Origin of the sequence: Paenibacillus sp. FSL L8-0502, from assembly GCF_038593055.1 — a bacterium.
GTDB lineage: Bacteria > Bacillota > Bacilli > Paenibacillales > Paenibacillaceae > Paenibacillus > Paenibacillus polymyxa_D.
In genome coordinates, this window is sequence record NZ_CP151958.1 from 3918089 (window position 1) to 3933707 (window position 15619).

12 protein-coding genes are annotated in these 15619 nt (G+C 46.7%); 2 read left to right on the forward strand and 10 right to left on the reverse strand.

Annotated elements, in window-relative coordinates; genetic code table 11:
* Window positions 1-9: 9 nt before the first annotated feature.
* Together NSQ57_RS16975 and NSQ57_RS16980 are read right to left on the reverse strand one after the other, a co-directional pair.
* A complete protein-coding gene (locus tag NSQ57_RS16975; RefSeq protein WP_029515425.1) occupies window positions 10-1674 on the reverse strand; it encodes a HAMP domain-containing methyl-accepting chemotaxis protein in 1665 nt (554 codons plus the stop codon).
* A gap of 27 nt (window positions 1675-1701) precedes the next feature.
* Window positions 1702-2706, reverse strand: coding sequence for a BMP family ABC transporter substrate-binding protein (locus NSQ57_RS16980; protein ID WP_029515426.1), 1005 nt, complete (start codon window positions 2704-2706; stop codon window positions 1702-1704).
* Between the two features lie 284 nt (window positions 2707-2990).
* On the opposite strand from NSQ57_RS16980, the gene NSQ57_RS16985 reads away from it, so the two are divergent.
* Window positions 2991-6167, forward strand: coding sequence for a cytochrome P450 (locus NSQ57_RS16985; protein ID WP_342425051.1), 3177 nt, complete (start codon window positions 2991-2993; stop codon window positions 6165-6167).
* A gap of 95 nt (window positions 6168-6262) precedes the next feature.
* On the opposite strand, the gene NSQ57_RS16990 is transcribed toward NSQ57_RS16985, so the two are convergent.
* The 4 genes from NSQ57_RS16990 to NSQ57_RS17005 all read right to left on the reverse strand — a co-directional run bounded on the left by NSQ57_RS16990 (window position 6263) and on the right by NSQ57_RS17005 (window position 9680).
* Window positions 6263-6850, reverse strand: coding sequence for a restriction endonuclease (locus NSQ57_RS16990; protein WP_029515428.1), 588 nt, complete (start codon window positions 6848-6850; stop codon window positions 6263-6265).
* A gap of 175 nt (window positions 6851-7025) precedes the next feature.
* Window positions 7026-8435, reverse strand: coding sequence for an aspartate ammonia-lyase (gene aspA / locus NSQ57_RS16995; protein ID WP_029515429.1), 1410 nt, complete (start codon window positions 8433-8435; stop codon window positions 7026-7028).
* Between the two features lie 185 nt (window positions 8436-8620).
* Window positions 8621-9166, reverse strand: coding sequence for a GNAT family N-acetyltransferase (locus tag NSQ57_RS17000; protein ID WP_069010415.1), 546 nt, complete (start codon window positions 9164-9166; stop codon window positions 8621-8623).
* A gap of 112 nt (window positions 9167-9278) precedes the next feature.
* Window positions 9279-9680, reverse strand: a complete 402-nt coding sequence (locus NSQ57_RS17005; protein WP_029515431.1) for a VOC family protein — start codon at window positions 9678-9680, stop codon at window positions 9279-9281.
* 396 nt (window positions 9681-10076) lie between these two features.
* On the opposite strand from NSQ57_RS17005, the gene NSQ57_RS17010 reads away from it, so the two are divergent.
* Window positions 10077-11240 (forward strand): aminotransferase A, encoded by a 1164-nt coding sequence (locus NSQ57_RS17010; RefSeq protein ID WP_318627377.1) that lies wholly within the window; start codon window positions 10077-10079, stop codon window positions 11238-11240.
* Between the two features lie 512 nt (window positions 11241-11752).
* On the opposite strand, the gene NSQ57_RS17015 is transcribed toward NSQ57_RS17010, so the two are convergent.
* Genes NSQ57_RS17015 through NSQ57_RS17030 form a run of 4 tightly spaced genes read right to left on the reverse strand, consistent with a single transcriptional unit; the run spans window position 11753 to window position 15545 of the window.
* On the reverse strand, window positions 11753-12826 hold the full coding sequence (locus tag NSQ57_RS17015; protein ID WP_029515433.1) for an ABC transporter substrate-binding protein: 1074 nt from the start codon (window positions 12824-12826) through the stop codon (window positions 11753-11755).
* Window positions 12823-13644 carry an ABC transporter permease gene (locus tag NSQ57_RS17020; protein WP_322252249.1) on the reverse strand — a complete coding sequence of 274 codons (822 nt, stop codon included), beginning with the start codon at window positions 13642-13644 and terminating at the stop codon, window positions 12823-12825. The genes NSQ57_RS17015 and NSQ57_RS17020 overlap by 4 nt, the downstream gene beginning before the upstream one ends.
* A complete protein-coding gene (locus NSQ57_RS17025; RefSeq protein ID WP_023989586.1) occupies window positions 13634-14446 on the reverse strand; it encodes an ABC transporter permease in 813 nt (270 codons plus the stop codon). The genes NSQ57_RS17020 and NSQ57_RS17025 overlap by 11 nt, the downstream gene beginning before the upstream one ends.
* On the reverse strand, window positions 14436-15545 hold the full coding sequence (locus NSQ57_RS17030; protein WP_029515434.1) for an ABC transporter ATP-binding protein: 1110 nt from the start codon (window positions 15543-15545) through the stop codon (window positions 14436-14438). Before NSQ57_RS17030 ends, NSQ57_RS17025 begins: the two co-directional genes overlap by 11 nt.
* Between the last annotated feature and the right edge of the window lie 74 nt (window positions 15546-15619).

Genomic DNA, 15619 nt, shown 5'->3' on the forward strand with positions numbered 1-15619 from the left:
TCACAGGTTTTAGCTTGTCTTTTCCACCTGAAAACGATCCAGTTCCCGCTGCATTTCCTCGCGAATCTGACGAAGCTCTTTTACCTTCTCAGCCGATTCCTCAAATGAACGCTTCTGCTCTACCGTGGAAGCTGTAATCTCTTCGCTGCCTGCGGCGGATTGCTGAGTGATTGCGCTGATATTTTCGATAGCTTGCTGCACCTGTACGCTCAATTCTCGCGATACATTCATGTCCGTTGATAGCTTGCTGACTTGGCCGGCAATTTGCTGCACTTTGCCACTAATCTCTGTAAACGATTCTCCGGTCGAGGAGGTTGCCTTCTCCTGCTCACGGAACAGCTCCTGACTTTGCGCCACAGAAGTCTTCACTTTATCCATAGCCTGCGTAATACCGTCAACTGCGGTATAAATTTTCTTTACAGCAGACTCTGATTGATTCGCCAGCTTTTTCACTTCATTGGCAACCACAGCAAAACCTTTTCCTGCTTCACCCGCACGTGCAGCCTCAATAGAAGCATTCAAGGACAACAGCGATGTTTGGCTCGCAATTTCGGATACGTATCCAGTCATGGTTGTAATCTCGGCTGCATTAGCTTCCAGCTCCTTGACTGTCTGCTCCACTTCGGACATGGCTGAACGATTTTCTGCAACAATACGCAGTTGATCGCTCATGACCCGCGTACCCTGCTCAATGACACGCAAAGCATCCTCACTATACGCGGTCGATTGAGTGGTCTCCAGCAGATTCGATTCAAACTTTTGCTGCATCTCGTCCACAACACCAACTGTCGACGACAGATCCTCAGCAATTTTCTGACTGCCTATCGCCAGTTCCTCTGTTGACGTGCTGACTTGTGTCACAATTTCCTTCATGGCCTCATTATGGTGATCAATATCCCGAGCCATCAGATCGACACGATTACCCGCCTGATCAATGGAGAGTACAATGCTGCGCAAGTTCCCGATCATTACCCGGAAAGATTCATTGAGCTCGTCCAGCTCATCGCGTCCCTTCGTTTGTGCGAGCTGAACGGTCAGATTCCCCTCGGCAATTTGCTTTGCGGCATCCGTTAACTTACGTGTTCTAAGGGCAAGCTGCCTGGAGGTGTATGTATTATATAGCCCAACTGCCACCAGAAGTAAAACTGCACCTGCTAAGGCCAATTGCCAAGTAAAACGAATGCTCTTGGTCAAATCTTCTGTGTATTGGTCATAACGTGCCTTGGTCAGCAGATCCAGCATAAAAACATCGTTCTGAATCCCCTGGGCGCGCATGGCCTCCCGCTTGGACTCCGGACTGTTTTGGGTACTCATTGCTTTCTCCGTTGCTACTTTCAATTGGCTGAATTTTGTTTTAATCGTATTCAGTCGTTTTTGCTGTTCTTCGGTCTGCATCATGCCCTGTGAAAGCAAAGCAATCGTCTTTTCAGACTGAGTCAGTTGATTTTGCACATCAGCTTTGTTGCTCTCTGTCATGGAAGCAGAATAATTTTGCAACGCCTGTCCCGACTGAATCAAATAGGCATTGAGCTGCTGTACATTCAACATAGCCGGAACCAAATTACTACTTTGCGAGTTAATACGAATTAATTCAAAAATGATATATGCCACTAAAGCCAGACAAGCGATCAAGGAAATCATCGCATTCAGCACCAGTTTACCTTGCAGTTTCATCAGCTTTCATCCTCCGTTTGCGAAAATTTATTGGGTGGGAACAGTAAGTGTGCCGGATTTGATTTTTTCCTTTAAATCATCCAACAACTTTTGCTGATCCGGACTCAGTGTCACGACACGAATAGGCGCTAAACCTACGCCATCTTCTGCAAGACCAAACACCATATCCTTCTCCGTAAATTTTCTTTGATGATCTGCAAAGCCTTTGACTGCTGTATAAATTGCAATGTCTACATTTTTAAACATCGAGGTCACTACCGCCTTTTCCGCAATAAAAAACTGGTCGCTATCGACCCCGATGGCTAATTTTTGCTGTTTTTGCGCTTCCTGTAGCGCACCTACGCCCGTGAGACCTGCGGCTGCAAAGATAACATCAATCTGATCCTGATTAATCATGTCATCTGCAATTTTCGTACCCAGTTCCGGCTTTCCAAAATCTCCTGCATACGTTGCAGTAACTTTGGCATTAGGCTTGACTGATTGCACCCCTGCGCGGTACCCAATTTCAAATTTTTTCAACAGAGGAGATTCCGCACCTCCAAGAAAACCCACCTGTTCGGTGCGACTCGTCAAACCGGCAACGACCCCAGCCATAAAACTGCCCTCTTCTGCTTTGAAGCTAATAGAGGCCACATTCGGTAAATCTGATTTCTCATCCACGATTAAAAATTTACGGTCTGGGTATTTTTTGGCAATGGATTCCATACTGTCCTTCACCATATAACCCAACCCAATGATTAAATCCGCTTTTTCTTGAGCAAGCTGCTCAAAAGCCGCATCATACGTCTTGGTCTCCGTTATTTCCCGGTATTCAAAAACAATCTTCCCCTCATCCCGTGCCTTGACCAAACCTCGAAAAGCCGCGTCGCTGTAAGATTGGTCACCCAGACCAATATCTGACAGTACGATTCCCACCTTAATGGGTTCGGCCTTGGTTTGTACGTCTGATTGCCCACATGCACTTACCAATAATGCAAAGATCGTGACAATGGGAATCCACCTAAAAGTTAATAATAGAGCTCGTTTCTTCATGACATATCACCTCAACATAAAATGCAAATCCCCAACATCTTTATATCGGTTATAAAAGCATATTTTTTCATAAGAGTTTCTGTAAATTCATTGTTAATAGAAGTGTGATAAGTGTGATGTCTTTGTTTATTATGTAAAAAATGTATATTTTGCTTTGTTTTTATTATACGAACTGTCCAAATTCATTTATTTTCGTTTATACCGGAAGAATAAAGTGTAATTTGGAAAACATAGGTACTTTGAAACCATCACCCTATTTCAATCTGAAAGGAGCAACATTTAAAATGGCTTCGACCCATTTAATTCCACAACCCAAAACATATGGTCCCTTAGGAAATCTGCCCTTGATCGATACACATGCCCCTGTCCAGTCTCTGGTTAAGCTTGCTAATGAGTACGGTCCCATCTTTCGCATGGATCTGCCTGAAGGAACGAACATTTATATTTCCGATCATAAGCTGGTGGCAGATGCTTGTGATGAATCCCGTTTCGATAAGCAGGTGTGGGCTCCCTTACAAAAAGTACGAGCTTTTGCTGGAGACGGACTATTCACAAGCTGGACTGAGGAACCGAACTGGCGCAAGGCCCACCAAATATTGCTACCAAGCTTTAGCCAGCGGGCTATGAAGGGTTACCACAATATGATGCTTGATCTTGCGGTTCAGCTGGTGCAGAAATGGTCTCGGCTCAATCCAGATGAAAGTGTAGAGGTACCGGAAGATATGACCCGGCTGACTTTGGATACCATCGGATTATGCGGCTTTAATTATCGTTTTAACAGCTTTTACCGCGACCAGCCCCATCCGTTCGTGACCAGTATGACACGCGCACTGGATGAAGCAATGGGTCAGTTGCAACGCCTCAATTTGCAAAACAAGCTGATGTTATCGAAGAAAAAACAGTTTAAACACGACATCGAAACGATGTTCTCTCTGGTGGACAGCATTATTCAAGAACGCAAAACCCTGGGCAACCAAGGTGAAGAGGATTTACTGGCGCGTATGCTGGAAGGCAAGGACCCGGAAACAGGTGAAACGCTGGATGATGAAAATATCCGTTATCAGATCATCACCTTCCTCATCGCCGGTCATGAAACGACCAGTGGGCTTTTATCCTTTGCCATTTACTATTTGCTTAAAAATCCACGAATGCTAACTAAAGCCTATGAAGAAGTGGATCGCGTGCTCACCGATTCGCTGCCTTCCTATACTCAGGTGCGTGAGCTCAAGTACATAAGGATGATACTGAATGAAGCTCTGCGGCTATGGCCGACAGCGCCCGCCTTCTCGCTCTTCGCCAAAGAAGATACACTGCTCGACGGAACCTATCCGCTTAAAAAGGGCGACAGTGTAAATGTACTCATCCCGAAACTGCACCGTGATACCGAGGCTTGGGGTGAAGATGTTGAGGAATTTAGACCAGAACGCTTTGGGGACCCATCCGCCATTCCACAAGATGCCTATAAACCGTTTGGCAACGGTCAACGGGCCTGTATTGGACAACAGTTTGCCTTACAGGAGGCCACCCTTGTGCTGGGTATGGTACTGAAACATTTTGAGCTGATTGATCATACTCATTATGAGTTGAAAGTCAAAGAGACGCTCACACTCAAGCCTGAGGGCTTCACCATTCAAGTACGACCGCGTAGCACACAGACTGCCGTCATGCTGCCGGGTGCCGCTCAAGAACTTCATGAACAGGAGGAACAAAAAGTTGCAGCTCCTCATGCCGAAAAACATGATACTTCTTTGCTGTCTTTGTACGGCTCGAATCTGGGTACAGCTGAGGGACTTGCGGGTGAACTAGCCGATTTAGGTCGGAATTGGGGTTTTAACAGTAGCATAGCAACTCTGAATGAACATGTGGACCATTTGCCTAAAGAAGGCGTGGTACTTATTACGACTGCATCTTATAACGGACATCCGCCGGATAATGCTGATGCCTTTGTAGAATGGTTGAAGCAGGTAGACGAGGGCCAACTGGCAGGCATAAGGTACGCTGTCTTTGGTTGCGGTGACCGGAATTGGGCCAGCACGTATCAGCGCATTCCAAGGATGATTGATGAGCTAATGGCTGCCAAAGGGGCAAAACGACTGTATGATCGGGGCGAGGGCGACGCCAGTGGTGACTTCGAGAAGGATTGGGAAGTCTGGAATCGCGGCCTATGGCCGGAATTGCTGAATGCTTTCGGCATAGAGCACAGTGATACAGAACCACAGGACACCAGCAGTCTGAGCATAGAGTTTGTAAGCGACGTACTTAGCGCTCCTCTGGCGGCCAACTATGAGGCAACTACTGCCGTTGTTACCGCGAATCGTGAATTGCACGCTGCTGAAAGTGAACGCAGTACACGGCATCTGGAGATCCAATTACCAACCGGATTGTCCTATCGCGAGGGTGATCATCTGGGTGTTTTGCCGCGTAATCCTGCTTCGTTGGCGAATAGAGTAATGCAACGCTTTAAGTTACAGGATCAAGACTACATCGTATTGAGAGGCAGTGACCGGGATGCGGCGCATCTCCCCTTAGATCGGCCTGTCAGCGTAGGAGATTTGCTCACTCTCAGTGTGGAACTGCAAGAACCGGCAACGAGAGCCCAGCTACGGCAACTAGCATCCTTTACAGTGTGTCCACCGCACAAGAAAGAAATCGAAGCTTTGCTAGAGGATGCTACCTTTGATCAAGAGATACGACAGAAGCACGTCACGATGCTGGATATTCTGGAGAAGTATCCAGCCTGCGAGCTGCCATTTGAAAACTTTATCTCGCTGTTACCTCCACTCAAGCCTAGGTACTACTCCATCTCAAGCTCTCCGCTTGAATCGGAGAATTCAGCGAGTATAACCGTGGGCGTCGTGCGTGGACCAGCCCGTAGCGGACAGGGCGAATACCTGGGAATTGCCTCCAACTATTTGGCGCAGCTCCAACCAGATGATCCAATTGTCATTTTTGTGCGTAAGCCTCAGTCGGGCTTCCGTTTGCCGGAAGATCCGACGGTGCCTGTCATCATGGTCGGTCCAGGTACTGGAGTGGCACCATTCCGCGGATTCCTCCAAACCCGCCATGTACTTAAAGAAAGAGGGGAACAGCTCGGCGAGGCTCACCTATACTATGGCTGCCGTAATCCTAAGCTTGACTATCTGTACAAGCAAGAGCTGCAAGCCTGGGAGCAGGAAGGAATCGTTACGCTTCATACAGCCTTTTCACGTCTGCCCGATCAACCCAAAAGATACGTGCAGCATGTCATGAAAGAAGATGCGGACACTCTGATTCACTTGCTTGATGAAGGAGCGCATCTATATGTATGCGGTGATGGTAGCCGGATGGCTCCCGATGTAGAAAACACCCTTTGTGCTGCTTACGCGGAAGCACACCATACCAGTAAAGAAGAAGCACAGCAATGGTTGGATCGTCTCCAACAGGAAAAACGCTATGCCAAGGATGTCTGGACAGGCATCTAATGATAACAGTATAAGAACAAGCACCATGTTAAAAAATAAAAGGGACTGATTACTGGCCTTCAAACTCGTCGCCAGTAGTTCAGTCCCTTTTATGATTATCTTTCACTCCATTTGGAAGCAATCACATCTACTTTACTTTCTAATAGGTCCATAACCTCCTCGCGGTGCCTAGCCTTGAATAAATCTATGATGTCGATCAAGTCGTTGCGATCTAATAATTTAACCCCGTTGACAGCAGCAAGTGTTTTACAAGATTCCGTATAACGGCCGGAGGTGATGACGATAGACTTGTCGGCCGCATAATAACGCATAGAGGTGTAAATTTCCTGTACTGCTCCCAAGCCCACCGGATGTTGTACGCCATAACGTTTGGCCTGTATGACAACTCTGACGCCTTCACGGTCTGTAAAAACCAGATCCGCTCCAAAATCCCGGCTACTGGTTGTTTTATAGATGTCCTTATAGCCAAGCGCGGATAATAACCGTTGCAAATAAAGCTCAAATTCCGAGCCATCCTCCATACGATCTATATCCTGAATTCCAATTTTGCGTGGGTCCAGATCACGTAAAATCCGATTTCTGCGACCGCGTATCAGTCCTCTGATGATGAGCGCAAACAACACTAAAAGTACAATGAGCCCTATTCCTAATTCCTTGTATGCCAATAATTTTTCTAGCAACATCCAACTCTCCCTTTTCTACCATAAGCGTAGCCGTATCATCCTTAACAGGGAACTCCCCTATGCACGCTGGCTCCCCTATTACATCTCTCTTTATCACATAACAATAGCCCCGCCAGATTCGACGGGGCTATCTTCGTCTTGCCTCAAAGCTGTCTAAATTCCATACTCCGCATCATTATTCGCGATTCAGCAAAGATTCTCCGGCAATACCAGGCTGAGTCATTTGGTACGGGTCCAATATAATGTCCAACTCTTCCTCGGTCAGTACATTATACAGCAGGCACAGCTCGCGCACCGATTTCCCCGTCGTAATTGCTTCGCGGGCAATACGTGATACTACCTCATATCCAAGGTGGGGATTGAGTGCTGTAATAATACCTACACTGTTCTCCACATATTCACGGCACCGCTCCACATTTGCTTCAATTCCTTCTACACAATGTATACGGAAAACGTGGAAGCCCTGCTTCATAATTTCCAGCGATTGCAGCAGATTGTAGACAAGCACAGGCTCCATCACGTTCAGCTCCAGCTGACCCGCCTCTGAAGCCAGGCAGATCGTATGATCATTACCAATGACCTGAAAAGCAATTTGGTTAATGACCTCACACATCACCGGATTTACCTTACCTGGCATAATGGATGACCCTGGCTGACGAGCAGGCAGACTCAGTTCTCCCAGACCTGCACGAGGTCCGGAAGCCATTAAGCGGATGTCATTTGCCACCTTAGACATATTCATCATACAAATTTTCAAGGCGGCAGACACTTCGGTATAAGCATCCGTATTTTGTGTAGCATCTACAAGATTTTCGTCAGCTTCCACAGGGAAGCCACTGACGTCTGCCAGTACCTCTGCAACACGCTGAATATAACGACGGTCTGCATTCAGGCCAGTACCCACCGCAGTTGCACCCATATTAATCGTTAACAGGTGCTGTTTGGTCGCACGCACGCGTCCGATATCACGACCCAGCACACGCGCATAAGCCTGAAACTCCTGTCCTAATCGGATTGGCACTGCATCCTGCAAGTGGGTTCTACCCATCTTAATCACACTATCAAACTCATTGGCCTTGCGGGAAAATGCCTCCTGAAGCTCACTCATGGTATCCAACAGTTTATCAATCATGCTTAATACAGCCAAGTGTACGGCTGTAGGAAAAGCATCGTTCGTCGATTGCGCCATATTAACATGATTATTAGGACTGATCTCCTGATAATCTCCGCGTTGCTTGCCAATCAGCTCCAACGCGCGGTTCGCAATCACTTCATTTGTATTCATATTAATGGACGTGCCTGCGCCGCCCTGAATGGGATCGACGATGAAATGATCATGCAACTGTCCTTGTATAATCTCATCAGCAGCCTGAATAATGGCCTCTGCTTTGGGGCGGTGTAAACGGGTTAGTTCCATATTTACCGTCGCTGCTCCCTTTTTCACGATCGCCATGGCTTTAATCAACTCAGGGTGCAGTCGTTGGCCTGTAATTGGAAAATTTTCTTTTGCCCTCAGCGTTTGTACACCGTAATAGGCATCTAATGGTACTTCCTTGGTACCTAAAAAATCATGCTCCAACCTCATATTCTCTGATTCCTCCGCTGTGTTTGCTACGTTCTTCAATTCAGTACAGCCAAATTGACATAAAAAGACCTCTTCTGATCCCCTCTTCATTATACGTTCCGATTCCCGTGCTTTACCAGTCGAATAAACGCGGAAAAAGGTTATGTAATCCTATGACAAGTTATGATTACCCGTATATACCAGGGTTATTCGGCAAATGCTCCGCTATGACTGGAATACGGATTTAATGGCTTATAATAATATCGAGTGGCATGCAGTTGACCATCGGCTGATTGAGCGTAATCCGGAATAACACCAGCTTCCACGAACCCGATCGACTCGTATAGTCCATTGGAGGGATCACCCACCCGCGTATCTAGCACCAGTAACGTTCTACCCTGACTTAGTGCCTCTTCTTCCGCTGCCTTCATTAACTGACGTGCGATCCCAAGCCTGCGCCCGGACGGATGTACCATAAGCTTTGCAATTTCCGCACGATGAATTGCGTTAGCTTTTTGAGCCAAATGAAGCTGGACCGTCCCTACAGGTACTTCGTCCTTCTCGGCAATCCACAGAACTACGCCATCCTCAAGTACATTATTCCAATAAGCTGCTGCTTCCTGATAACCTAATGGAGGTAAGAAACCTATAGATGCACCGTCTGCAACCACGTCGATTAACAGTCGACTCAGTGAATCTGTCAGGGCTTCGTTCAGAGCTTGAACAGGGTAAACTCTCACTTCGTTAGACATTGTGATTCCTCCCGGTGAGTTCGATAACATACAATAAAGAAAGTAAACTATCTTTTTAGGATAGCTTACTTTCCATGGTACTTTGTTTACTACTTAATCACCCTTACTTCTATTACTGCTCTGCCATATAAAAGAACTCCCACAAATGACCATCCAAATCCTGAAAGCTCCATCCATACATAAAACCATGATCTTGAGGTTCATTCGAGGGCTGGCCGCCTGCTTCCAAAGCCTTGCGAACGATCTCGTTCACCTTTTCTCGGCTCTCCACCGATAGAGCAACAATCGCTTCTGTGCTTTTCGTGGCATCTGAAATTTCCTTTGTAGTGAACGCTTTAAAACGTTCTTCAACCAATAGCATGACAAAAATATGCTCACTAACAACCATGCAGGTTGCATGTTCATCAGTGAACTGAGCGTTAAATTCAAATCCAATTGTAGTGAAAAAATCAATGGAGTGCTGTAGGTTTTTAACTGGTAAATTCACAAAAATTTGTTTAGCTGTTACTCCCACGATGCTTCACCTCTTCATTCTACTTTATCATACGACTTCTCCACAAAAGATAACTTAACTACCTCACAAAGTCAATCAATCTGACATTTGCAATTAAACTAACAACTCTTACCTTGTCCCTTAGCTTGCTTTACACCAAGAATAGGCTTGTACAACAAAATGGCTTCAGATGTTTTTTCATCCTGATCCACTTGATCATCCACTCTTGGATTTAGAAGCTGTTCCCTTCCCCAATTTATCTATGATTACGCTTACAAACATATCCTATATTTAAGATACCACAAATTAGCCAATTTAGTACTTAAATTATGTAAAAATGAATTCTTCTTGCCGTAGCGTAATCAGATCATATTATTGTAAACTTGTTCTAATACAGAAAAAGGTGGCACACACGCTATGGAGCATTTGCTTAACGATCAGGTCAAAAATATTCAAATCAGCGGCATCCGCAAAATCGCAAATAAAGTTGCCGCATTACCCGGAACGCTCTCCTTAACGATTGGACAGCCGGATTTCCCTACCCCTGCGCATATTATGGAAGCTGCCCATCGGGCGATTGATGAAGGCCGGACCACTTATACACCTAATCCGGGACTGCCGGAATTACGAGAAGCCGCAGCAGCGTTTGTAGCCCGTAAATACGGCCTAAATTACCGTGGACAGGATGAGGTTATCGTAACGAACGGAGCCAGTGAAGCGCTGGATATTACCTTACGCACGATTTTGTCACCCGGTGATGAAGTCATTCTACCCGTGCCAATCTACCCAGGGTACGAGCCATTGATCCGTTTGTCAGGTGGCATTCCTGTGTTTGCCGATACCCGCAGTAGCGGATTCAAGCTAACAGCCGAGGTGCTGGAGCCTTATCTGACCGAACGGACAAAAGCAGTCATTCTCGGATATCCTTCGAATCCGACCGGACGAGTGATGAGCCGCGAAGAACTGGAAGCGGTCGCCGATTTACTGAAGGAGCGCGATCTGTTTATCATTTCGGACGAAATATACAGCGAACTGATTTACGATACACCCCACGTGTCCATTGCAGCTCTTCCAGGTATGCGGGAGCGCACCATCGTCATTAACGGTCTGTCCAAATCACATTCCATGACGGGATGGCGTATTGGTTTTACACTTGCACCCGCTGAAATTACACAGCACATGGTCAAAGTCCATCAGTACAACGTGACCTGCGCTAGCTCAATTAGCCAATATGCAGCACTCGAAGCCCTGACCGTCGGGGTGGATGATGCACTTCCGATGCGCGAGGAGTACCGCCGACGTCGCGACTATGTACACGGAAGACTGACTGATATGGGAATTCCACTAGAGAAGCCTGAGGGAGCCTTTTATCTTTTCCCTTCCATCGCCCATTTTGGATTAAGCTCGATGGGTTTTACCTTGAAGCTGCTGGAAGAGCATGGAGTGGCTGTAGTACCTGGAGATGCCTTTTCTTCCTATGGCGAAGGATACGTTCGCTTGTCCTATGCTTACGGACAGGATGTGCTGGAGCAAGGATTGGATAAAATAGAGAAGTTTGTTAGAGGAATGGTGAGGGGTTAAGGTGGTTAGAGGCGCTACGCAGTCCATTTGATCTTCCGATCGCTGTTGCTGGGGGATTCTTGAATTGGATAAAACATTTATAGGTAAGAATCCCGCCACAAAAGCGAACGCTGCCGCTTCTCCAGATTCAAATGACCCGCTTCGCTCACTGCCCACCTTAAAGTCCCAAAATTCTCTAACGTGTGTGTGGAGCAGCAGGATAAAAGAATACTCACCGCTTTACACGGTGAGTAAACAGAATAGGCCTCTGAGGCACCCCTACGGGTGGCTCAGAGGCCTATTCTTCCACTACTCCCACGCGCTATCGGCGTAGGGATTCATGGGTGACTAGCTTTAAGCACGGTGCAGCGGAGGGGGCGGAATGGTACTGGACAAGCGAAGCGGTCGCCTTTAAATTCCGATTTCCACCTTTATGCGGTAATCATAAAAATCGGAATTTAACAGCGATGGTAAGCACCATCCGCCTCCGCAGCGACCTCTAAAGCGCAAACCTGAATCCTCACGCCACTCCCCTACTTTAAATGCATTTTGAATTGCAGGAACAATTCGTTGTAATGAGCGAGCATGCGCTTGCCCAGATTGTCGTACACTTCCAGCTTATCTGTAATGTCGGACGGAGGGTAAAAACGCTCGTCGCCAGAGATATCTTTAGGCAGCAATTTCTTTGCATCCTTGTTTGGCGTGGAGTATCCTACAAATTCGGCATTTTGAGCGGCTACATCGGGCTGCATCATGAAATTGATGAACTTATGGGCCGCATCCACATGGGTAGCGGTTTTTGGAATAACTATATTATCAAACCACAGGTTGGAACCTTCATCCGGCACGATGTAATCGAGCTTATCGTTCTCATCCATGATTTCAGACGCATCACCGGACCATACAACCCCGGCAGCAGCTTCCTCGTTTGCCAGCAGCATTTTAATCTCGTCACCAACAACCGCTTTGACATTGGGCGCTAATTTCTCCAACTTCGTCAAAGCCTGCTGCAAATGTGCCTCATTCGTATCATTCAAGGAGTAGTGGAGACTGTTCAGCGACATGCCCATAATCTCCCTAGCTCCATCAACCAGCAACAGGTTATTACGTAACTTCGGGTCCCACAGGCCATCCCAGCTATGAAAATCAATGCCTTTCGTCAGCTCCGGGTTAAACACAATCCCGACTGTACCCCAAAAATACGGAACCGAATATTGGTTATTCGGATCAAACGAAAGGTTTAGATAATGTGAATCTACATGCTTCAAATTCGGCAGCTTGCTATGGTCCAACGGGAGCAACAAGTGCTCCTGCTTCATTTTAGCCAAAGCATATTCCGAGGGAACCGCTACATCAAACGAAGTTCCTCCCTGCTCGATTTTCGTCAGCATCGCCTCATTGGAATCAAAGGTCTGATAAATGACAGTAATCCCCGTCTCCTTCTGAAACCGTTCCAACAACTCAGGGTCAATGTAGTCTCCCCAGTTGTACACCGTCAGTGTGTTGCCACCGGAGTAGCCTTGACTGGAATTCAGCCATGCCGCCACTCCCATCAGCCCAAACGAGATGATGAAAATCGACAGAAACACGCGCACAAGTGACTTCATCTAGGCACCCCCATTTCTGCCGCAGGCTCCTTTTTATCATTACGATTCGCTTTGCGCATAATAAAGTAGTAACCCACCACCAGCAGTACAGTAAACAGGAATATGAGCGTAGATAGCGCATTGATGGACAAGGAAACCCCTTGACGGGCACGTGAGTATATTTCCACCGATAAAGTCGAATAGCCACTGCCTGTCACAAAAAAGGTCACCGCAAAATCATCCAGCGAGTACGTTAACGCCATAAAAAAGCCCGCATAAATCCCTGGCTTGATAAAGGGCAAAATCACCTTGGTCAGTACATCCAGCCGGCTGGCACCCAAATCACGCGCAGCATCCACCAGGGATGGACTCATTTCCTGAAGCCGCGGCAAAATCATAATGACCGCAATCGGCACACTAAACGCAATATGGGACAATAAAACGGAGTAGAAACCCAGCTTAATCCCGACCATCGTGAACAAAATAAGGAAGGAAGCGCCGATAATGACGTCCGGGTTCACGATCAATACATTATTGAGCGACAGCAGCGTATTTTTGACTCGACGGTTCTGCATCTGATGGATAGCCAGCGCACCCATAATGCCAATAATCGTAGCCAACGCAGATGACAGCAAAGCAATCACCAAGGTGTTAATGACAATAATGATCAAGCGAGTGTCTGCAAACACCTCTTTGTAATACTGGAGTGTAAAACCCTCAAACTCATGCATCGTCCCGCCGCTATTGAAGGAATAGTACATCAAATACAAAATAGGCGCGTACAAAACGAGAAAAACAATCACCAAATAAATATTTCCGAATCGGTTTTTATTTACCATGCCGCACCCTCCGTTTCGTTCCCGAGGTGAGCAGCATAATGATCCCCATCGCCAAAATCAGGAACACGGCAACCGTAGAGCCCATACCCCAATCCTGAGTAACCAGAAAATGCTGCTCTATCGCCGTCCCCAGTGTAATCACACGGTTACCTGCAATCAGGCGGGTAATCATAAACAGCGACAACGCTGGAATAAACACAGCCATGCAACCAGATCGCACACCCGCAAGCGTTAACGGAAAAATAACCCTGCGAAACGCAGTCCACTTGGAGGCTCCCAAATCACGGGCTGCGTCCAGCAATGAAGGGTTTAACCCTTCCAACGCGTTATAGATGGGCAAAATCATAAAAGGCACAAAAATATAAACCGACACAAACACAAAGCTGGAGCTGGTAAACAATAATTGCTGACCTCCCAACCCAACCATACCTAACACCGCATTCACCGGACCATAGGTTCCGAAAATCCCAATAAAAGCATACGTTTTGAGTAACAGGTTAATCCAGGTCGGCAAAATAATGAGCAACAGCCACAGCTGCTTATGCTTGGTGCGTGTGAGTAAATAGGCTGCCGGGTAAGCAACTAACAGTGAAAATACAGTGATCAGAAATGCATACCAAAACGAGCTAAGCGTCATGCTCAAATAAACAGGTGTCAGAAACTGAGCATAGTTGTTGAATGTGAGATGACCATCCACATCAAATAGTGAATAGTAAAACACAAGTACAACCGGAGCCGCCACAAACAGCACAATCCATAAATAATAAGGCAGCAGATACGCTGCTCTTGTATTACCGGACATGCTGATCCACCTCTTCATAGGCTTCCAGACGCCGATCAAATTCTTCCTCTGTTTCCCCGAACCGCATCACATGGATCGCTTCCGGGTCAAATCGCAGACCGATTTCACTGCCCAGCTCCGCCTTTTTGGTAGAATGCACGAGCCATTCCTGTCCCGAATCATCATAGCAGCTTATTTCATAGTGAACACCACGGAACAATTGGGTATCCACTTTTACACGCAGCTTGCCTTCAACAACACTCGTAATCTCCAGATCCTCCGGTCGGATCACGATTTCAATGGGCTCGTTCGGACGTAAGCCTCCGTCGACACATTCAAACTGTCGGCCGTTAAATTCCACTTGGTAATCCGCAATCATCCGTCCTGGGACAATATTGGATTCGCCGATGAAATCAGCAACAAACCGATTGATCGGCTCATCATAAATATCATTAGGCGTACCACTCTGCTCAATCTTACCTTTGTTCATGACAAAAATTTCGTCCGACATGGCCAGTGCTTCCTCCTGATCATGCGTAACGAAAATAAAGGTAATTCCAAGGCGCTGCTGCATTTCGCGCAAAATGTACTGCATTTCAGTACGCAGCTTTAAATCCAATGCAGACAACGGTTCATCCAACAAGAGAACGTCAGGCTCATTAACGATAGCCCGTGCGATGGCAACACGCTGACGCTGTCCTCCGGACATCTCAGAAATTTCCCGCTCGCCGTAGCCTTCCAGATTGACAAAGGACAACGCCTGTGTCACCTTCTCTTGGATGTCCTTTTTATTCATCTTTTTGATTCGCAGACCAAAGGCTACATTTTCAAACACATTCAGATGCGGAAATAGCGCATAATCTTGAAAAACCGTATTGACCTGCCGCTCATTGGCTGGAACACGATTAATGAGTTTTCCATTTAAATAAATAGAGCCTTCTGTCGGCTCCGCAAAACCTGCAATCATACGCAGAATCGTCGTTTTACCACAGCCGGAAGGCCCCAGCAGTGTATAAAATTTACCACGCTCAATTTCAAAGCTGACGTCCGCCAGCACTGGGGGATCGTTGTCATATTGCTTGGTCACCCGTTCAAATCGGATGATGGTTTGCTCTCCCATAACACCCTCCTTCAAAAATTCGACTTCATTCCATTTCATTCTTCTCATTAAACATAATTATTCAGGGCGCATCA